Below are 19703 nucleotides of genomic sequence, written 5' to 3' on the forward strand. Positions count from 1 at the left end.
CCATGGCCTCTCACGAGCACTACTACGTACCGGCGCAAAGCAAGTGGCCGATCATCGCCACCATCGGCATGTTCATCACGGTGTTCGGTCTCGGCACCTGGTTCAACGACATGAAGGCCGGGCGCCCGGACTCCCATGGCCCGCTGATCTTCTTCGTCGGCGCCCTGTGCCTGGCCTACATGCTGTTCGGCTGGTTCGGCGCGGTGATCAAGGAAAGCCACGCCGGCCTGTACAGCCCGCAGATGGACCGCTCGTTCCGCTGGGGCATGTCGTGGTTCATCTTCTCCGAGGTGATGTTCTTCATCGCCTTCTTCGGCACGCTGTTCTACGTGCGTCACCTGGCCGGACCCTGGCTCGGCGGCGAAGGGGCGAAAGGCGTGACGCACATGCTCTGGCCGAACTTCCAGTTCACCTGGCCGCTGTTGCACACCCCGGACCCGAAACTGTTCCCGCCGCCGAAGGAGGTCATCGATCCCTGGCACCTGCCGCTGATCAACACCATCCTGCTGGTCAGCTCCAGCGTGACCATCACCTTTGCCCACCATGCCCTGCGCAAGGATCATCGCGGTCCGCTGAAATTCTGGCTGGCCCTGACCATCGCCCTCGGCGTGGCGTTCCTCATCCTGCAGGCCTACGAGTACCACGAGGCCTACACCCAGCTGGGCCTGACCCTTGGCTCGGGGATCTACGGCGCGACCTTCTTCATGCTCACGGGCTTCCACGGTGCCCACGTGACCATGGGCACCCTGATTCTGTTCGTGATGTTGATGCGGATCCTGCGCGGTCACTTCAACGCGGACAAGCACTTCGGTTTCGAGGCGGCCAGCTGGTACTGGCACTTCGTCGATGTGGTCTGGGTGGGACTGTTCATCTTCGTCTACGTGCTGTGACGGGAGGCTTTACCAGGGCGCGTGCGACACCAGCTGGCCGCTGACGAAACCCCAGGTGATCAGGCCGAGGGTCACGGCGGCCAGGCAGACGCGAAGGGTCAGGGCTTTCAACAGGCGAGTGGACTGCCCGTCGTCCTTGACCAGAAACACCAGGCCGCTGAACAGACTGGCGATGGTAGCCAGCAACATCACAACGATCGCGGCTTTGAGCATGGCGAATACTCCGGGGGAAGTGATGCCTTTCAGTATAGCGACAGCCCTTGCGGGGGCCCGATGAGACCCTTTCGTCCCGGCCTGGTGCCGACCCTGGTGGTGCTGGCGTTGCTGCCGCTGCTGGTCGGCCTGGGTCTCTGGCAGCTTGGCCGCGCCGAGCAGAAGCGCGCGCTGCTGGAGGTCTATGCCGAGCGCGAAATAGAAGCGCCGGTGCCGGCCGGGCAATTGCCGGATGTGGCCGACCCGGCGTATCGCCGCGTGCACCTGCACGGCCATTTCGACGGCGACCACAGCCTGCTGCTGGACAGTCGCATGCGCGACGGCCAGGCCGGTGTCGAACTGCTGCAACCCTTCCTCGACGAACCCAGCGGACGCTGGTGGCTGGTCAACCGCGGCTGGCTGCCATGGCCGGACCGCCGCGTGGCGGTGAGTTTCGCCACCCCGCACGCCACGCTCGATTTGACCGCCTGGATCTACATCGCCCCCGGCGCCAGCTTCCTGCTGCGCGCCGATGCACCCGCCGGCGAGTTTCCGCGCCTGCTCAACAGCGCCGAGCCGACGCACCTCTGGGAACAACTGGCCCGCGACGGCTACGCCCACGAACTGCGCCTGGAGGCGGGTCCGGCCAGCTACCGGGTGGACTGGCCGCCGGTCGCCCTCGGCCCGGAAAAACACCTGGGCTACGCCGTGCAGTGGTTCGCCCTGGCGACGGCCCTGATCGCGCTCTACCTGTACTTCGGATGGCATCGACACGATAAAAAGGAGAAATCGCATGGGAGTCGCCACGGGACCACTCGACATGTCTGACGGCAAGGCCCCGCGTGGCCGGGCCAGGGGGCGCCTGCAACTGATCCTGATCCTGCTGGTGGTGATCGGGCCGATGATGCTCGCCACCGGCATGTACAAACTGCAGTTCTGGGTGCCGGACGGTCGCAGCTATCACGGCGAGATGATCGGCAACGGCCAGACCCTCGCCGACCTCGGTGTGCAGGCCGAGGACGCGCGCTGGCAACTGCTGGTCAGCGCGCCGAAGGACTGCGCGGTGGATTGCCAGCAGCTGGTCTACCTGGCGCGGCAGATCAATATCGGCCTGGGTCGTGACGCCAGCCGCGCCGCGCATGCCCTGGCCAGCGTCGAGCCGGTGAGCGGCGACTACCTGGCCAGGCTGCAGAGCGAATACCCGCAGCTGCAGCGCTATCCGCTGGACGCCCTGCGCTATGGCGCGCTGGCGCCCAAGCGCGACGAGGCGCAGCTGTGGATCGTCGATCCCCACGGCAACCTGGTGCTGCGCTACGACGCGCGGGTCAAGGGCAAGGATGTGCTCAACGACCTGCGCCACCTGCTCAAACTGTCCAATATCGGTTAGGAGCGCGCCATGACCCGACCTGGATATCGCCTCGCCGTGTTCGCCACCGGGCTGGCGCTGCTGGTGGTGCTGCTCGGTGCCTACACCCGCCTGACCCACGCCGGTCTCGGTTGTCCGGACTGGCCGGGTTGCTACGGTTTCATCAGCGTGCCGAAGACCGAGGCGCAGCTGGCCCATGCCGAGCTGCATTACCCCGATTCGCCGGTGGAGGCGCACAAGGGCCGCAACGAGATGGTCCACCGCTACTTTGCCGGCACCCTGGCCCTGGTCATCGCTATGCTGGCGGTACAGGCGCTGCGCCGCCACGGGCGTGACGGCCAGCCCTATCGCCTGCCGCTGCTGGTGCTCGGGGTAGTGTTCGTGCAGGCGGCGTTCGGCATGTGGACGGTGACCCTGCAACTGTGGCCGCAGGTGGTCACTGCGCATTTGCTGGGCGGCTTCGCGACCTTGAGCCTGTTGTTTCTCCTTAGCCTGCGGCTGTCCCGTGCCTATATGCCATTGCCCGGGCTGCCGCGGCGGTTGCGCCGCCTGGCGGCGCTGGGGTTGCTGCTGGTAATCGGCCAGATCGCCCTGGGCGGCTGGGTCAGCGCCAACTACGCGGCGGTGGCCTGCATCGACCTGCCGACCTGCCATGGCGAGTGGTGGCCGCAGGCGGACTTCGCCAACGGCTTCCACCTGACCCAGCATATCGGCCCCAACTACCTCGGCGGCCAGCTCGACAGCGAGGCCCGTACCGCGATCCATATCACCCACCGGCTCGGTGCGCTGATCGTGACCTGCGTGCTGCTGACCCTGGCCTGGCAGCTGCACCGCTTCGGCCTGCGCCGCCTGGCCAGGCTGGTGGTCGCGGCGCTGCTGCTGCAGGTCGCCCTGGGCGTCAGCAACGTGCTGTTCCACCTGCCGCTGGCGGTGGCGGTGGCGCACAACGCCGGTGGCGCCGGGCTGCTGCTGAGCATGGTCCTGGTCAACTACCGCACGCGCCTGGCCATGCAGCCGCGGGCACGGCGGGTCAGCCCTGGCTGGCGCCTCACGCCGCTGCGCCTGGCGGGTGACGTTCACTATCTGGGAGACAATCCATGGCAGCGCTTCTGAGCGAAAGCCAGGCCCGCGCCGGCTGGCGCGATTACCTGGAACTGACCAAGCCCAAGGTGGTGGTGCTGATGCTGATCACCTCGCTGGTCGGCATGTTCCTCGCCACCCGCGCGGGTGTGCCGTGGACCGTGCTGCTGTTCGGCAACCTCGGCATCGGCTGCTGCGCCGGCGCGGCGGCGGCGGTCAATCATGTGGTGGACCGGCGCATCGACGCGCTGATGGCGCGCACCCACAAGCGTCCGCTGGCCGAGGGCAGGGTCGCGCCGCTGCCGGCGCTGCTGTTCGCCTTGCTGCTGGCGCTGCTCGGAATGGCCCTGCTGCTGGCCTTCACCAATCCCCTCACCGCCTGGCTGACCCTGGCCTCGCTGCTGGGCTACGCGGTGATCTACACCGGCTTTCTCAAGCGCGCCACGCCGCAGAACATCGTGATCGGCGGCCTGGCCGGGGCGGCGCCGCCGCTGCTCGGCTGGGTGGCGGTCAGCGGCCACCTGAGCGCCGAACCGCTGCTGCTGGTGCTGATCATCTTCGCCTGGACCCCGCCGCATTTCTGGGCCCTGGCCATCCATCGCAAGGCCGAATACGCCAAGGCCGACATCCCCATGCTGCCGGTGACCCATGGCGAGCACTACACCAAGGTGCACATCCTGCTCTACACCTGTGCATTGCTTGCGGTGAGCCTGCTGCCGTTCGCTATCCATATGAGTGGGCCGCTCTATCTCGCCTGCGCCGTGCTCCTGGGGCTGCGCTTCCTGCAGTGGGCCTGGGTGTTGTACCGTGGCGTTCGGCCGCACGCGGCGATCAAGACCTTCAAGTACTCTGTCTGGTACCTGTTCCTGCTCTTCATCGCGCTGCTCGTAGACCACTACCTGTTGTTGAATCTATGACTCGAACCCAGAAAACCGTCTTCATCCTCGTCGCCCTGGTCGCATTGATTCTCGGGCTTACCATCAACAAGGTGCTCAATGGCCGCAGCCAGGGCAATCCGGCCGAGCTGATCGATGCCGGCATCATCCTCCTGCCGCAGAGCCGCGCGGTACCCGAGCTGGAAATGAGCGACGCGGACGGCCAGCCGGTGCGGGTCGACCAGCTGAAGGGCAAGTGGTCGCTGGTGTTCTTCGGCTACACCTTCTGCCCGGACATCTGCCCGACCACCCTGGCGCAGTTGCGCCAGGTGAAGAGTGAATTGCCGAAGGAGGCGCTGGAGCGCATGCAGGTGGTGCTGGTCAGTGTCGACCCGAACCGCGACACGCCGGCGCAGCTCAAGCAGTACCTGGGCTATTTCGACAAGGATTTCCGCGGCCTGACCGGCTCGCTGGACGCCACGCAGAAACTGGCCAATGCCCTGAGCATTCCGTTCATTCCGGCCGATACCAGCAAGCCGGGGTATACCGTGGATCACAGCGGCAACCTGGCGATCATCGGGCCGGATGGAGCGCAGCGGGGGTTCATTCGGGCGCCGTTCAACAACCAGAAGCTGGTGGCGCAATTGCCGGGGTTGGTGAAGCGGGATTGAGACACCGTAGGAGCGCGGCTTGCCCGCGAAAGGACCGCATGGCGGTCCCCAATCTCGAATTCCAGGACCGCTATGCGGTCCTTTCGCGGGCAAGCCACGCTCCTACGGGATAGCGTGGCGGCCGCGAATGCATCAGAACGCCGGAATCACCGCGCCCTTGTACTTCTCGACGATGAACTGCTTCACCTCTGGCGAGTGCAGGGCACTGACCAGCTTCTGCAGGGCCTGGGAGTCCTTGTTGTCAGGACGGGCCACCAGGATGTTCACGTAAGGCGAGTCGCTGCCTTCGATGACCAGCGCGTCCTTCTCCGGGTTCAGCTTGGCTTCCAGCGCGTAGTTGGTGTTGATCAGCGCCAGGTCGACCTGGGTCAGCACGCGCGGCAGGGTGGCGGCTTCCAGTTCGCGGATCTTCAGGCCTTTCGGGTTCTCGGCGATGTCCTTCGGCGTCGACAGGATGTTCGCGGCGTCCTTCAGCTTGATCAGACCGGCCTTCTGCAGCAGCAGCAGGGCACGACCGCCGTTGGTGGCGTCGTTCGGGATCACCACGTTGGCACCGGACGGGATCTCGTCCAGCTTCTTGAACTTGCTCGAGTAGGCGCCCAGCGGCTCCAGGTGCACGCCGGCCACGCTGACCAGGTTGGTGCCCTTGCCCTTGTTGAATTCATCCAGGTACGGCTGGTGCTGGAAGAAGTTGGCGTCCAGGCGCTTTTCCGCGACCTGCACGTTGGGCTGGATGTAGTCGGTGAAGACCTTGACCTTGAGGTCCACGCCTTCCTTGGCCAGGGTCGGCTTGATGAACTCGAGGATCTCGGCGTGCGGCACCGCGGTGGCGGCGACGCTCAGGGTTTCCGCAGCGTTGGCGGAAATGGCCGCGAAGGCGGCGACAGCAGCAAGCAGTTTTTTCATTCCATCACTCCTTGAGGGGGCCCTGCGACCCCCGGTGTGTCGGTCACGCCGACCCTTATTTACGAGAAAAATGCACAACCAGTTTGTCGCCGACGCTCTGCAGAACTTGAACCAGGATCAGCAGCAGGACCACGGTGACGATCATCACGTCGGTCTGGAAACGCTGGTAACCGAAGCGGATCGCCAGGTCACCGAGGCCGCCCGCGCCCACCACACCGGCCATGGCGGTGTAGGACACCAAGGTGATGGCGGTGACGGTGATGGCGGCGAAGATGCCCGGCCGGGCCTCCGGCAACAGCGCGTTCATGATGATCTGCCGGGTGCTGGCGCCCATCGACTGGGTCGCCTCGATGATGCCGCGGTCCACTTCGCGCAGCGCGGTTTCCACCAGGCGCGCGAAGAAGGGCGTGGCCCCCACCACCAGCGGCGGGATGGCGCCCTGGACACCCAGCGAGGTGCCGGTGATCAGCACGGTGATCGGGATCATCACGATCAGCAGGATGATGAACGGCAGCGAGCGCAGGATGTTCACCACCAGCGACAGCAGGGCGTAGATGCCCTTCTGCTCGAACATCTGCCGCGGGCCGAACATGAACAGCAGCACGCCCAGCGGCAGGCCCAGCAGCACGGTGAAGAACAGCGAGCCGAACAGCATGATGAAGGTGTCGCCGGTGGCCAGCCAGATCTCGGACCAGTCGACGTTGGCGAAGAAACTCAGGGCGTCCATCAGCGCAGTACCTCCATATGAACGTCGGCCGCGCTGAAGCGGGCGAAGGCGGCGTCCATGTCGCCGCCGGTGACGGCCAGGGTCAGCTGCCCGTAGGGGGTGTCCTTGATGCGGTCGATGCGTCCGGCGAGGATGCTGTAGTCCACACCCGTCTCACGGGCGACGGTACCCAGCAGCGGCGCGTAGGTGGCGTCGCCCTGGAAGGTCAGGCGGACGATGCGGCCCGGGACATGGGCGAAGTCGTCGCGCTGTTCGGCTTCGTCGATCTGCTCGTCTTCCTGGACGAAGCGCCGGGTGGTCGGGTGCTTCGGATGCAGGAACACCTCGGCCACCGGGCCCTGCTCGACGATGCGCCCGGCATCCATCACCGCGACCTGGTCGCAGACGCGACGGATCACGTCCATTTCATGGGTGATGAGGACGATGGTCAGCTTCAGTTCGCGGTTGATTTCCGCCAGCAGTTGCAGGACCGCGGCGGTGGTCTGTGGATCGAGGGCGCTGGTGGCCTCGTCGCACAGCAGGATCTTCGGCCGGGTCGACAGGGCGCGGGCGATGCCGACGCGCTGCTTCTGCCCGCCGGACAGTTGCGCCGGGTATTTCTTCGCATGCTCGGCCAGGCCGACCCGTTGCAGCAGCTCGGCAACACGCGCGTCGATTTCCTTGCGCGACAGCTCGCCGGCCAGGGTCAGCGGCAGGCCGACGTTATCGGCGACGGTCTTCGAGGCGAGGAGGTTGAAGTGCTGGAAGATCATCCCGACCTGCTGGCGGAAACGGCGCAGGTGGCTGGCGTCGAACGCGGTGACGTCTTCGCCGTCGACGATGATCTTGCCGCCGCTGGGGGCTTCTAGGCGGTTGATCAGGCGTAGCAGGGTGCTTTTGCCGGCACCGGAGTGGCCGATCAGGCCGAACACCTGGCCGTTGTCGATGCTCAGGCTGGTGGGGTGCAGCGCGGGAATGTCCCTACCGCCGACGCGGTAGGTCTTGTGGACTTGTTGGAACTCGATCACGTAGCGAACCTTGTGGGGCGCATTGAATGGGATCAGCGGTTAGCCGGTCGCGCATTTTAGCCTGTTCGCTTAGAGGTTCTTAGCATTTATTTCGTAATCGCCCAATGCCGCCGGCATAACACGATCAGTGGTCAATCCGATGGAACGCCGGCCAGTCCCCTTCAGTCACTAGCAAAACAGCCCGCAACGGGCGAACCGCGATGAACGGATGAGGACCTACGCCATGCCCAGCAAGAAACAGGCGCCCAAGGAAAGCCAGCTCGCCGGAACCCGGACGCCCGACCGGGCCAATACCAACGCCAAGCTGCAGAGCCTGGAGAACGTGCGCAGCGACGCCACCGGCCAGGCCCTGCGCAGCAACCAGGGCGTGAAGATCGCCGACAACCAGAACAGCCTGAAAGCCGGTGCCCGCGGCCCGTCGCTGCTGGAAGACTTCATCATGCGCGAGAAGATCACGCATTTTGACCATGAGCGCATTCCGGAGCGCATCGTCCATGCCCGTGGCACCGGTGCCCATGGCTACTTCCAGTCCTACGGCAATCACGCCGAACTGACCAGGGCCGGCTTCCTCCAGGACCCGGAGAAGATCACCCCGGTGTTCGTGCGTTTCTCCACCGTACAGGGCCCGCGCGGCTCCGGCGACACGGTACGCGACGTGCGCGGCTTCGCGGTGAAGTTCTTTACCGACGAAGGCAACTTCGACCTGGTGGGCAACAACATGCCGGTGTTCTTCATCCAGGACGCGATCAAGTTCCCCGATTTCGTCCACGCGGTGAAACCCGAGCCGCACAACGAGATCCCCACCGGTGGCAGCGCCCACGACACCTTCTGGGATTTCGTCTCGCTGGTGCCGGAGTCGGCGCACATGGTCATCTGGGCGATGTCCGACCGGGCCATCCCGAAAAGCCTGCGGACCATGGAAGGCTTCGGCGTGCACACCTTCCGCCTGATCAACGGCGAGGGCGTGGCCAGCCTCGTCAAGTTCCACTGGAAGCCGAAACAGGGCGTGCTCTCGCTGCTCTGGGACGAGGCGCAGAAGCTCGCCGGCAAGGACACCGACTACCACCGTCGCGACCTCTGGGAAGCGATCGAGACCGGCAACTATCCGGAGTGGGAGCTGGGCGTGCAGATCGTCCCGGAGGCCGACGAGCACAAGTTCGACTTCGACCTGCTCGACCCGACCAAGCTGATTCCCGAGGAGCTGGTGCCCGTCACCCCGCTGGGCAGGATGGTGCTCAACCGCAACCCGGACAATTTCTTTGCCGAGGTCGAGCAGGTGGCGTTCTGTCCGGGGCATATCGTGCCGGGCATCGACTTCAGCAACGACCCGCTGCTGCAGGGCCGGCTGTTTTCCTATACCGACACACAGATCAGCCGCCTGGGTGGGCCGAACTTCCACGAGATCCCGATCAACCGGCCGCTGGCGCCGAACCACAACGGTCAGCGCGATGCCATGCACCGGGTGACCCTCGACAAGGGGCGTGCCGCCTACGAGCCCAACTCCATCGATGGCGGCTGGCCGAAGGAAACCCCGCCGGGGCCGCGTGACGGTGGTTTCGAGTCGTACCAGGAGCGCATCGATGCACGAAAGATCCGCCAGCGCAGCGAGTCGTTCGGCGATCACTTTTCCCAGGCGCGGCTGTTCTTCCACAGCCTGAGTGCCAACGAGCAGCAGCATGTCGTCAATGCCTACAGCTTCGAGCTGGGCAAGGTCGAGCGCGAGGAGATCCGTGTCCGCGAGGTGAACGAGATTCTCGCCAACATCGACCTCGAGCTGGCGGCCAAGGTCGCGGCCAACCTGGGCCTGCCGGCGCCGAAGGGCGGGACCGTGAAGGTACCGAAGCTGTCGCTGAAGGCTTCGCCGGCGCTGAGCCAGTTGAATCACCCGGGCGAAGGCGTGAAGGGCCGCAAGGTGGCACTGCTGGTGGCGGATGGTGTCGATGGCGCGCTGGCCGACAAGCTGACCAAGGCGCTGGAGGCGGAAAGTCTGCAGATCAAGGTGCTTGGCCCGACTTCCGCGCCGGTGAAGACGGCGGATGGCAAGACGCTGGCGGTGGATGCCTCGATGGAGGGGCTGCCTTCGGTGGCATTCGATGCGGTCTGGGTGGCGGGTGGCAAAGGGGTGGTGGAGGTGCTCAAGGCCGATGGCACGGCGGTGCACTTTGTCCTCGAGGCCTACAAGCACCTCAAGCCGGTTGCCGGCGACAAGGAGGCCAGGGCCTGGTTCGATGAGCTCAGGCTGAAGGCCGATGCGGGGTTGCTGGCGGGCAGCGATGCGAAGACCTACAAGGCCTTCGTCGAGGCCATCGGCAAGCATCGGATATGGTCGCGGGAGGCGGCGGTGAAGGCCATTCCGGCTTGATAAATCCACTGGGGCTGCTTTGCAGCCCTTCGCGAGCAAGCTCGCTCCCACAGGATCGTGCGCAGGCCTTGTGGGAGCGAGCTTGCTCGCGAAGGGCCGCAAAGCAGCCCCAAAAATCTTACTCGGTGCGATGCGGAGTGAGCACTACCTGCGCCGGCTGGCTGCGCTGGATTTCATGACGCTGCTGCAACTCGAAGGACGGGTCCCGCTTGTTCACCCGCTTCTCCAGCAAGGTCGATAGCCACGGATAGTCCGCCTTGCGCGGCACCTGGAACAGCACCTCGCACTGGTAATTCACCACATCGGCGGCAATGTCATCGAGTTGCCGACGCAGCTTGCCGATCTCGCGAATCTCCAGGGCAATTACCGTGCTGGGCGCGGTCGGGTCGATGAGCTTGGCCTTGGGCTTGGACTCGGCGGCCTTCAACGCCGCTTCGGCGCGCTCCAGCTCGGCCTTGCGCGCCTGGGCGATGGCACCGTTGACCCCGCCGGTCAGCGCCGGGGCCTTGGGCATCAGCGCGCGGGCGCGGCTCAGGGCGGTGGCCGCGGCGTTGACGTCACCCTTCTGCAGCACTATCTGGCTGCGTTGCAGGTAAGCCTCGGCGAGCTGGCGCTGGTATTGCTCCAGGCGGCTGTCGTCCGCTGCCTGCCCCTGCAGTGTGGCCAGTTGCTCCTCGGCGGTGGCCAGCTCGTTGCTGGCGATGCTCTGCTGCAACTGCTGCCAGGCATCTGGCGCGGCGGGCACGGCGGGGCTTTCCGCCGGCTTGCTGGCGCAGGCGGACAGAATCAGGGAAAACGCGGCAAGGAGCAGATAACGGGAGGCGAACGGCTTCATTCCTACGACTCTCTATTTGCGCGAAAAACGAGCAAGTCTACACCCAGTCCAAGGTCGGAAACATCATTCCTTCACGCTCGCTCGTGCGATCCACGCCCCGCTCAGCGTCGGGGCAGGGCCAGGCTCAGCAAGAATAGCACCGCGGCACAGACCACGATCGAGGGGCCGGCGGGGGTGTCCTTGAACCAGGACAGGGCCAGGCCGCCGCACACCGCGACCACGCCGATCAGGCTGGCGCCGAGGGCCATCTGCTCCGGCGAGCGGGCATGGCGCTGGGCCGCGGCGGCGGGAATGATCAGCAGCGAGGTGATCAGCAGCACGCCGACGATCTTCATCGCCACGGCGATCACCACTGCGATCAGCAGCATCAGGGCCAGGCGCAGGCCGGCCACCGGCAGGCCTTCGACCCGCGCCAGCTCCTCGTGCACGGTCACCGCCAGCAGCGGCCGCCACAGGCCGACCATCAGCAGCAGTACCGCGGCGCTGCCGCCGAGGATCCAGCCGAGGTCTGTCGGGCTGATCGCCAGCAGGTCGCCGAACAGGTAGGCCATCAGGTCGATGCGCACGTCGTGCATGAAGCTCAGCACCACCAGGCCGAGGGACAGGGTGCTCGGCGCGAGGATCCCGAGCAGGGTGTCGGAGGCTAGCGGCTGGCGCTGCTGCAGGGTGACCAGGAGGATCGCCAGCAGCAGGCAGCCGACGGTCACCGCCAGCGCCGGGCTGATGTCGAGCATGAAGCCCAGGGCCACGCCGAGCAGCGCGGCGTGGGACAGGGTGTCGCCGAAATAGGCCATGCGCCGCCAGACCACGAAGGAGCCGAGCGGACCGGCGACCACGGCCAGGGCCAGGCCTGCGAGCAGGGCGTAGAGCAGGAAATCAGCCATGCTTGCAGTTTTCTCCGTGGACATGGGGCGTGACCACCGAGCCGTGCAGGTCGTGGCTGTGGTCGTGATGGTGGTGGTAGATCGCCAGGCTCGGCGCGTTGTTGCCGAACAGCTCGACGAAGGCCGGGTCGCCGCTGACCTGCTCCGGGTGCCCGGAACAGCAGACATGGCGGTTGAGGCAGACCACCTGGTCGGTGGTGCTCATCACCAGGTGCAGGTCGTGGGACACCATCAGCACGCCGCAGCGATGGCGATCGCGCAGGCGCGTGATCAGGCTGTACAGCTCGGCCTGGCCGGCGACATCGACGCCCTGCACCGGCTCGTCCAGCACCAGCAGCTCCGGCTCGCGCAGCAGCGCGCGGGCCAGCAGCACGCGCTGCATTTCACCGCCGGAGATGGTCTGGATCGGGCTGTCGATCACCTGTTCGGCGCCGACTTCCTCCAGCGCGGCCAGCGCCGCGGCACGGTCCACGCCAGGGACCAGGCGCAGGAAGCGCAGCACCGAGAGCGGCAGGGTCGCGTCCACCTGGAGTTTCTGCGGCATGTAGCCGATGCGCAGCTTCGGCTTGCGCCAGACGCTGCCGCTGCCCGGCTTGAGCAGGCCGAGCACGGCACGCACCAGGGTGGTCTTGCCGGCGCCGTTGGGGCCGATCAGGGTGACGATCTGCCCTGGCTCGACGGTCAGGTCGATGCTGTCGAGGATGGTCTGCCCGGAAATGGCGACGCCCACCTGCTGCAGGCGGATCAAGGCGTTGCTCATCAGGCGCTCCGGCAGTTGCCGCAGAGACCGACCACCTCGACGGTCTGCGCCTCGACGCTGAAGCCGACGTCATTGGCGCTGGCGACGATGGCGTTGCTGATCGTCGCCTGCTCCAGCTCGATCGCCACGTGGCAGTTGCGGCAGATCAGGAACTGGCCCTGGTGCGCATGCTCGGGGTGGTTGCAGCCGATGAAGGCGTTGAGTGAGGCGATACGGTGCACCAGGCTGTTTTCCAGGAGGAAATCCAGCGCCCGATAGACGGTCGGCGGCGCCGCGCGACGGCCGTCCTGTTCGCTCAGCACGGCGAGGATGTCGTAGGCACCCAGCGGCTTGTGGCTCTGCCAGACCAGTTCCAGCACCCGCCGGCGCAGGGCGGTCAGGCGCAGCCCCTGGCGTGCGCACAGGGCATCGGCTTCGGCCAGGGCGGTGTGAACGCAATGGGAATGATCGTGTGGGCGGCTGGCCAGGGGAGTATTGGGCATGGGCGGCGACGGTTCTGGTGAGAGACGTTATTATGTTACCTGTTCTTGCATCAATGAGCGCTCATCGTGTCCCGATTTTTTGCCCTTTTTGTCGCTTTTGTCTCAACGCTGGTCGTGCTGGCTCCGGCCCGCGCCGAGGTCCGGGTACTGACCAGCATCCAGCCGCTGCAACTGATTGCTGCGGCGGTTCAGGACGGCGTCGGCCGGCCGGAAGTGCTGCTGCCGCCGGGCGCTTCGCCCCACCATTACGCGCTGCGCCCGTCCGATGTACGGCGGGTGGCCGAGGTCGATCTGCTGTACTGGATCGGCCCGGACATGGAAGGTTTCCTGCCGCGCGTCCTGGGCAGTCGCGGCAAGCCCAGCGTGGCGGTGCAGAGCCTGCCGGGGATGAGCCTGCGTCACTTCGGCGAGGACAGCCACTCCCACGAGGAACACGAAGAGCACGGCGACGACCCTGACGAGCACGATCATGACCACCGTCCCGGCAGCCTCGATGCGCACCTGTGGCTGTCGACGGTCAACGCCCGGGTGATCGCGGCGCGCATGGCCAGCGACCTGAGCGCGGTCGATCCGGCCAACGCGGCGCGTTACCAGAGCAACCTGAAGGCCTTCGGCGAGCGTCTCGACGCGCTGGACCAGCGCCTCAAGACGCGCATGGCCGGGGTGGCGGGCAAGCCGTTCTTCGTTTTCCACGAGGCGTTCGACTACTTCGAGTCGACCTATGGCCTCAAGCATGCCGGGGTGTTCAGCGTGGCCGCGGAAGTGCAGCCGGGGGCCCAGCATGTGGCGGCGATGCGCAAGCGTCTGCAGGAAGCGGGCAAGACCTGTGTGTTCAGCGAGCCGCCGCTGCGCCCGCGTCTGGCCGAGACCCTGACGGCCGGGTTGCCGGTGAAACTGGCCGAGCTGGATGCGCTGGGCGGGACCCTGGCGGTGGATGCCAAGGGCTACGAGACGCTGCTGGATAACCTGGGGAATGGCCTGGCGGGGTGCCTGGAAAGCCTGTAGCGCCTGGGTTGGGGCTGCAAAGCAGCCCCAATGGATCAAAGTGCGAACGGCAACATCACTTCGACATTCTGTCGCGCCGCCAACCGCACCTCGAACTCCGCCGGATCATGGATCAGCACATCCATCCCGGCGAACGATTCCGCCGCGATCAAGCGCGACAGCCAGAACCTCACGCACGCCACCCGCAACATCACCGGCCACAGCTCGGCTTCCGCCGCGGTGAACGGTCGCAGCGCCGCGTAGGCACCCAGGAAGGCCCGGGCGAGTTGCGCGTCGATGTTGCCGGCCTCGTCGCAGCACCAGTCGTTCAGGGTGATCGCCAGGTCGTACAGCATCGGGCCGGAGCAGGCGTTGTAGAAGTCGATCACCCCGGTCAGGTGGGTGCCTTCGAACATGGTGTTGTCGCGGAACAGGTCGGCATGCACGTTGGCCCGTGGCAGCGCCATGATCCGCGCATGATTGACGCTGATCTCCTCCAGGCTGCCCTTGAGCAGCGCCTGCTGTGCAGGCGTCAGGCGCGCCATCAGCTCGTTGCCGGCTTCCAGCATCCAGTCCAGGCCACGGTCGGTCTTGCGTTCCAGCACCTTGTCGCGGGTCGCCAGGTGCAGATGAGCCATGAACTCCGCGATCTGCACGCAATGCTGGGCATTCGGCGCCTTGATGTGCCTGCCCGCCAGGCGCGGTTGCAGCAGCGCCGGCTTGCCGGCCAGTTCGCGCAGGGCCACGCCGTCGGTAGTACGCAGGGCGTAGGGCACCGGCAGGTCGGCTTCGTGGAGCACATCGAGCAGTTCGATGAAGAACGGCAGGTCCTGGATCGGTCCGCGCTCCACCAGCGTCAGTACGAACTCCCCCTGTTCGAGGCTGATGAAGAAGTTGCTGTTCTCGGTACCGGCGGCGATGCCCTGGAAGTCCAGCAGGCGGCCCAGTCCATAGGGGGCCAGAAAGGTTTCCAGCTCGGGCCGGGTCAGGGGGGTGAACACAGACATGGTCAAAAACGGCTCATGCAGGCACGTCCTCGCGACGTGCCGGGTGGATGTTAAAGGCCCGCATCACCACTCGAAGATCTTCCACGAAGGAATCAGCATGTCGGGCTGGTCGGACCGGATGAAATTGGCGTCGCTACCGTCGGCACGCACCAGGAAGTACGGCTTGCCGTTCTTCGGTGTGACCTTGATCGCGTACAGGAAGCCGTTCTGACGGTATTCCTGAATGGTTTTGTCACCTTCCTGGCGAATGGTTACTTCCGGCTCGGCGGAGGGTGCATCGTCCGCTGCCAGGGCGACGACAGGCGTGGCAACCAGCAGGCCGAGCAACAACAGGCGATTTAATGTACCCATGATAACCTTGTCCCTTTGTCGTCAATGATCCGGACATTCTAGCGCCGGGCCCGTCGAAAAGGTTGATTCCGCTCATGAGCCAAACCCCCCTCGTCCTGGTGGACGGTTCTTCGTACCTCTACCGTGCCTTCCACGCGCTGCCGCCGCTGACCACCTCGAAGGGCATGCCGTCCGGTGCGGTCAAGGGTGTGCTGAACATGCTCAGGAGCCTGCGCAAGCAGTATCCGGACAGCCCGTTTGCCGTGGTGTTCGACGCCAAGGGCGGGACCTTCCGCGACGAGCTGTTCGCCGACTACAAGGCCAACCGCCCGAGCATGCCCGACGACATGCGCGTGCAGATCGAACCGCTGCACGCCGCGGTGCGCGCCCTGGGCTTCCCGCTGCTGTGCGTGGAGGGTGTCGAGGCCGACGACGTGATCGGCACCCTGGCCCGCAGCAGCGCCGCGGCGGCCCGTCCGGTGGTGGTCTCCACCGGCGACAAGGACATGGCCCAACTGGTGGACGAGCACGTTACGCTGGTCAACACCATGACCGGAACCGTGCTGGATATCGAAGGCGTAAAAGGGAAATTCGGCGTCGCTCCGGAGCAGATCATCGACCTGCTGGCGCTGATGGGCGACACCGCGGACAACATCCCCGGGGTCAAGGGTGTCGGCGAGAAAACCGCCGTCGGCCTGCTGATCGGCGTGAATGGCGGCATCAAGGAACTCTACGACAACCTCGACCTGGTCCCGACCCTGCCCATCCGCGGCGCCAAGACCCTGCCGGCCAAGCTCCTGGAAAGCAAGGAGCTGGCGTTCCTGTCCTATCAGCTGGCGACCATCAAGTGCGACGTCGAGCTGAATGTCGGTCTCGAAGACCTGCACCTGGGCGAGCCGGACCGCGACAAGCTGCTGGAGCTGTACACCCTGCTGGAATTCAAGGGCTGGATCGACGAGCTCGAGCGTGAGGCCCGGCGTGCCGCGCAACCGGCTCCGGCGGCGGTGCTGGACCTGACCGTGGCTGCGGTCAGTGAGGAGGCGGTGGTGGTGGCCGAAGTCGTGGTGCCGGTCGAGCCCGTGTACGAGACCATCCTCGACCAGGCCCGTTTCGACGCCTGGCTGGAGAAACTCAAGAACGCCCCGCTGTTCGCCTTCGATACCGAAACCACCGGCATCGACGCGCACCAGGCGCAGCTGGTCGGGGTGTCCTTTGCGGTGAAGGCCCATGAAGCGGCCTATGTCCCGCTCACCCACAGCTACGCCGATGCCCCGGTTCAGCTGGACCGCAACGCGGTACTGAAGGCCCTGAAGCCGCTGCTGGAAGACCCGACCAAACTCAAGGTCGGCCAGCACGCCAAGTTCGACATGAACATCCTGGCCAACTGCGCCATCGACGGCGACCAGGCCAACGGTATCAGCGTGCGTGGCATCGCCTTCGACACCATGCTCGAATCCTACGTGCTCAACGCCACGGCGACCCGCCACGACATGGACAGCCTGGCCAAGAAGTACCTGGACTACACCACGGTGAAGTTCGAGGACATCGCCGGCAAGGGCGCCAAGCAAGTGACCTTCGACCAGATCCACCTGGACAAGGCCGGTCCCTATGCCGCCGAAGACGCCGACGTGACCCTGCGCTTGCACCAGGCCCTGTTCCCGCAGTTGCAGGCGATCCCGAGCCTGGCCAGCGTCCTGACCGATATCGAGATGCCGCTGGTGCCGGTACTGGCGCGCATCGAGCGCCAGGGCGCGCTGGTGGATCCCGAGCTGCTGAAGATCCAGAGCCAGGAACTGGGCGACAAGATGGCCGAACTGGAGCGCGAGGCCATCGAGCTGGCGGGCGAACCGTTCAACCTGGGTTCGCCGCGTCAGCTGGGCGCCATCCTCTATGACAAGTTCGGCCTGCCGGTACTGAAGAAGACCGCCAAGGGCCAGCCGTCCACCGCCGAGGAAGTGCTGGACGAACTGGCCGAAGAAGGTTATCCGCTGCCGCGGGTGCTCATGCAGTACCGCTCGCTGAGCAAGCTGAAGAGCACCTACACCGATCGCCTGCCGGAGCAGATCAACCCGCGTACCCAGCGGATCCACACCTCCTACGGCCAGGCGGTGGCAGCCACCGGGCGGCTGTCGTCCAGCGATCCGAACCTGCAGAACATCCCGGCGCGCACTGCCGAAGGCCGGCGCATTCGCCAGGCCTTCATCGCACCGCCCGGCTACAAGCTGCTGGCGGCCGACTACTCGCAGATCGAGCTGCGCATCATGGCCCACCTGTCCCGCGACGAAGGCTTGATGAGCGCCTTCCGCGACGGCCTGGACGTGCACACCGCGACGGCCGCGGAAGTGTTCAACGTGGCGCTGGACCAGGTGACGTCCGACCAGCGCCGCAGCGCCAAGGCGATCAACTTCGGTCTGATCTACGGCATGGGGGCGAAGAAACTCGGCAAGGACATCGGCGTCGAAACCAAGCAGGCCAAGGCCTATATCGATGCCTACTTCGCCCGCTACCCAGGGGTTCGCGAGTACATGGAGAGTACCCGCAAGCAGGCTGCGGAACAGGGCTTCGTGGAAACCCTGTTCGGTCGCCGCCTGTACCTGCCGGCGATCAACTCCAGTCGTCCGGTGGAGCGCGCCGGGGCCGAGCGCACGGCGATCAACGCGCCGATGCAGGGCACCGCGGCGGACATCATCAAGCGCGCCATGGTCGCCGTGGACAACTGGCTGGAAAGCTCCGGACTGGATGCCCGGGTCATTCTCCAGGTGCACGACGAACTGGTGCTGGAAGTGCGCGAGGATCTGGTCGAGCGCGTTCGCGAGGAAATCCGCCCGCACATGAGCAACGCCGCGCAACTGGACGTGCCGTTGCTGGTGGATGTGGGTGTGGGGGCGAACTGGGACGAAGCGCACTGATCTTGCAGGGAACTGCTGCGACATAAGGTCGCGGCATTGCCCGACTGAAAAGGTCGGGCATTAAGAGATTTCCTACTTATCGCAAATAGTTTCAACGCCCCCGGAACTAATCCGGTGAACCGACACTCAGAGGTACTGAATGGCTGGTGAAGCCCTTCAATGCTCCTATGTTGTGTTAAGTGTTGGCAGATATCCGAACCCCGCCCTAGCGGTTCGGAACTTGAACCCCGAACTTCCCCCTCCCCATACGAAGTCCGGGGTTTTTTTTGCCCGGAATTTGCCGGGCAGCCCTTATTCCGCGGGCTTGTCAGCCAGTTCCAGCCAGCGTGCGAGGACGCCGTAGGCTTCTTCCAGGCCCTGGCGCTTGGGTGCCGAGAACAGCTGGATGGTGATGCTGTCGCCCCAGCCCTTGCGGATTTCCGACTGCACCTTGAGCAGGGTGTTCTTGGCCGCGCCGAAGGTCAGCTTGTCGGCCTTGGTCAGCAGGATGTGCATCGGCATGCCGCTGGCTTTCGACCAGTCGAGCATCATCTTGTCGAAGTCGGTCATCGGATGGCGCACGTCCATCATCAGGATCAGACCCTTCAAGGCCTCGCGGCTGCCCAGGTAGGCCTCCAGGTGGCGCTGCCAGTGCTGCTTGAGCGGAATCGGCACTTTCGCATATCCGTAGCCCGGCAGGTCGACCAGACGCCGATCGTCGTCCAGACTGAAGAAGTTCAACAACTGGGTCCGGCCCGGGGTTTTCGAAGTGCGCGCCAGGCTGGCGTGGGTCAGGGTGTTGAGCGCGCTGGACTTGCCGGCGTTGGAGCGCCCGGCGAAGGCGACTTCGTAGCCTTGGTCAGGCGGACACTGGTCGACCTTGGCGGCACTGAGGGCGAATCTTGCCGTCTGGCAAAGTCCGAGGATGGGGTTTTTGACTTGCATGGGATGTCCGAAGTGAGCGTTGCCCGGGGTGGGTGCGGCAGGTGGTGTCGTTTCCGTTTCGGCAACGGGAGTATATAATGCCCTAGATTTTGTGTGCGCATTATCCCAGCGTAGGACGATGTGCACGGGGGCCCAGACTTTAAAGGTTGCGCAACAGAACGCAATGAGTCCCCAACCCTGAAGGGTCGTTCGATGACGAAATGGCTGCTTGCAATCGGTGTCTTGATACCGTTTTCCAGCGCTCAGGCTACACAGGATCCCGAGGCGTTGTACAACCGCACGTGTGCGGCCTGTCACGCCGGGCAGCTGCCACAGGCCCCGCAAGCGGGTGACCGTGCAGCCTGGGAGCCAAGGCTGGCGCAGGGTATGGAGATATTGGTCGGGCACGTAACCCGGGGTTTCAAGGCTATGCCACCGCGTGGATTGTGCATGGACTGCAGTGCCGAGGACTACCAGGCACTCATCCGCTGGATGAGCCGGTAGGCCCGATACATAACTCTTTCACCCTTAGC

The 19703-nt window shown here is 65.3% G+C and carries 21 protein-coding genes; 10 read left to right on the forward strand and 11 right to left on the reverse strand.

Annotation, left to right across the window (positions count from 1 at the left end):
- The first annotated feature begins 2 nt into the window (after positions 1-2).
- Positions 3-890, forward strand: coding sequence for a cytochrome c oxidase subunit 3 (locus RTI28_RS22665; RefSeq protein WP_316922524.1), 888 nt, complete (start codon positions 3-5; stop codon positions 888-890).
- Between the two features lie 9 nt (positions 891-899).
- On the opposite strand, the gene RTI28_RS22670 is transcribed toward RTI28_RS22665, so the two are convergent.
- Positions 900-1103: a twin transmembrane helix small protein gene (locus RTI28_RS22670; protein WP_042127616.1), complete on the reverse strand. Its 204-nt coding sequence runs from the start codon at positions 1101-1103 to the stop codon at positions 900-902.
- 60 nt (positions 1104-1163) lie between these two features.
- Between RTI28_RS22670 and RTI28_RS22675 the strand changes: the two genes are divergently transcribed.
- The 5 genes from RTI28_RS22675 to RTI28_RS22695 are packed head-to-tail and all read left to right on the forward strand — an operon-like array spanning position 1164 to position 5074.
- A complete protein-coding gene (locus tag RTI28_RS22675) occupies positions 1164-1910 on the forward strand; it encodes an SURF1 family protein (RefSeq protein ID WP_316922525.1) in 747 nt (248 codons plus the stop codon).
- Complete coding sequence (locus tag RTI28_RS22680) at positions 1876-2469, forward strand: hypothetical protein (RefSeq protein WP_316922526.1); 594 nt, start codon at positions 1876-1878, stop codon at positions 2467-2469. The genes RTI28_RS22675 and RTI28_RS22680 overlap by 35 nt, the downstream gene beginning before the upstream one ends.
- A gap of 9 nt (positions 2470-2478) precedes the next feature.
- On the forward strand, positions 2479-3561 hold the full coding sequence (locus tag RTI28_RS22685) for a COX15/CtaA family protein (RefSeq protein ID WP_316922527.1): 1083 nt from the start codon (positions 2479-2481) through the stop codon (positions 3559-3561).
- Entirely contained in the window at positions 3546-4445 is a 900-nt protein-coding gene (cyoE, locus tag RTI28_RS22690; RefSeq protein ID WP_316922528.1) for a heme o synthase, read from the forward strand. The genes RTI28_RS22685 and cyoE overlap by 16 nt, the downstream gene beginning before the upstream one ends.
- A complete protein-coding gene (locus tag RTI28_RS22695) occupies positions 4442-5074 on the forward strand; it encodes an SCO family protein (protein ID WP_042127626.1) in 633 nt (210 codons plus the stop codon). The genes cyoE and RTI28_RS22695 overlap by 4 nt, the downstream gene beginning before the upstream one ends.
- A gap of 132 nt (positions 5075-5206) precedes the next feature.
- Here the strand turns inward: RTI28_RS22695 and RTI28_RS22700 are convergent, their stop codons facing one another.
- The 3 genes from RTI28_RS22700 to RTI28_RS22710 are packed head-to-tail and all read right to left on the reverse strand — an operon-like array spanning position 5207 to position 7714.
- Positions 5207-5980 (reverse strand): MetQ/NlpA family ABC transporter substrate-binding protein, encoded by a 774-nt coding sequence (locus tag RTI28_RS22700; protein WP_316922529.1) that lies wholly within the window; start codon positions 5978-5980, stop codon positions 5207-5209.
- A 55-nt stretch (positions 5981-6035) separates the two neighbouring features.
- Positions 6036-6707, reverse strand: a complete 672-nt coding sequence (locus tag RTI28_RS22705) for a methionine ABC transporter permease (RefSeq protein ID WP_042127630.1) — start codon at positions 6705-6707, stop codon at positions 6036-6038.
- Complete coding sequence (locus RTI28_RS22710) at positions 6707-7714, reverse strand: methionine ABC transporter ATP-binding protein (protein WP_316922530.1); 1008 nt, start codon at positions 7712-7714, stop codon at positions 6707-6709. The genes RTI28_RS22705 and RTI28_RS22710 overlap by 1 nt, the downstream gene beginning before the upstream one ends.
- 223 nt (positions 7715-7937) lie before the next feature.
- On the opposite strand from RTI28_RS22710, the gene katE reads away from it, so the two are divergent.
- Positions 7938-10076 (forward strand): catalase HPII, encoded by a 2139-nt coding sequence (gene katE / locus RTI28_RS22715; RefSeq protein WP_316922531.1) that lies wholly within the window; start codon positions 7938-7940, stop codon positions 10074-10076.
- A gap of 118 nt (positions 10077-10194) precedes the next feature.
- Here the strand turns inward: katE and RTI28_RS22720 are convergent, their stop codons facing one another.
- The 4 genes from RTI28_RS22720 to zur all read right to left on the reverse strand — a co-directional run bounded on the left by RTI28_RS22720 (position 10195) and on the right by zur (position 13037).
- Complete coding sequence (locus tag RTI28_RS22720) at positions 10195-10911, reverse strand: PA5502 family lipoprotein (protein ID WP_316922532.1); 717 nt, start codon at positions 10909-10911, stop codon at positions 10195-10197.
- Between the two features lie 101 nt (positions 10912-11012).
- Positions 11013-11795, reverse strand: coding sequence for a zinc ABC transporter permease subunit ZnuB (gene znuB, locus RTI28_RS22725; RefSeq protein ID WP_316922533.1), 783 nt, complete (start codon positions 11793-11795; stop codon positions 11013-11015).
- Complete coding sequence (gene znuC / locus RTI28_RS22730) at positions 11788-12555, reverse strand: zinc ABC transporter ATP-binding protein ZnuC (RefSeq protein ID WP_042127637.1); 768 nt, start codon at positions 12553-12555, stop codon at positions 11788-11790. The genes znuB and znuC overlap by 8 nt, the downstream gene beginning before the upstream one ends.
- Complete coding sequence (gene zur / locus RTI28_RS22735; protein WP_316922534.1) at positions 12555-13037, reverse strand: zinc uptake transcriptional repressor Zur; 483 nt, start codon at positions 13035-13037, stop codon at positions 12555-12557. Before zur ends, znuC begins: the two co-directional genes overlap by 1 nt.
- 66 nt (positions 13038-13103) lie before the next feature.
- On the opposite strand from zur, the gene RTI28_RS22740 reads away from it, so the two are divergent.
- Entirely contained in the window at positions 13104-14042 is a 939-nt protein-coding gene (locus tag RTI28_RS22740) for a zinc ABC transporter substrate-binding protein (protein ID WP_316922535.1), read from the forward strand.
- Between the two features lie 35 nt (positions 14043-14077).
- Here RTI28_RS22740 and RTI28_RS22745 read toward each other — a convergent pair whose 3' ends face one another.
- Positions 14078-15028 (reverse strand): homoserine kinase, encoded by a 951-nt coding sequence (locus RTI28_RS22745; protein ID WP_316922536.1) that lies wholly within the window; start codon positions 15026-15028, stop codon positions 14078-14080.
- Between the two features lie 63 nt (positions 15029-15091).
- The gene (locus RTI28_RS22750; protein ID WP_316922537.1) at positions 15092-15379 is read right to left on the reverse strand and encodes a DUF2782 domain-containing protein; all 288 of its coding nucleotides are present in this window, start codon (positions 15377-15379) and stop codon (positions 15092-15094) included.
- A 74-nt stretch (positions 15380-15453) separates the two neighbouring features.
- Between RTI28_RS22750 and polA the strand changes: the two genes are divergently transcribed.
- The gene (gene polA / locus RTI28_RS22755; protein WP_316922538.1) at positions 15454-18267 is read left to right on the forward strand and encodes a DNA polymerase I; all 2814 of its coding nucleotides are present in this window, start codon (positions 15454-15456) and stop codon (positions 18265-18267) included.
- A 291-nt stretch (positions 18268-18558) separates the two neighbouring features.
- On the opposite strand, the gene yihA is transcribed toward polA, so the two are convergent.
- Entirely contained in the window at positions 18559-19191 is a 633-nt protein-coding gene (gene yihA / locus RTI28_RS22760; protein WP_316922539.1) for a ribosome biogenesis GTP-binding protein YihA/YsxC, read from the reverse strand.
- A 192-nt stretch (positions 19192-19383) separates the two neighbouring features.
- Between yihA and RTI28_RS22765 the strand changes: the two genes are divergently transcribed.
- Complete coding sequence (locus RTI28_RS22765; RefSeq protein ID WP_316922540.1) at positions 19384-19674, forward strand: c-type cytochrome; 291 nt, start codon at positions 19384-19386, stop codon at positions 19672-19674.
- The last annotated feature ends 29 nt before the right edge of the window (positions 19675-19703 follow it).

This window comes from Pseudomonas sp. zfem002, from assembly GCF_032621685.1.
Taxonomy (GTDB): domain Bacteria; phylum Pseudomonadota; class Gammaproteobacteria; order Pseudomonadales; family Pseudomonadaceae; genus Aquipseudomonas; species Aquipseudomonas japonica.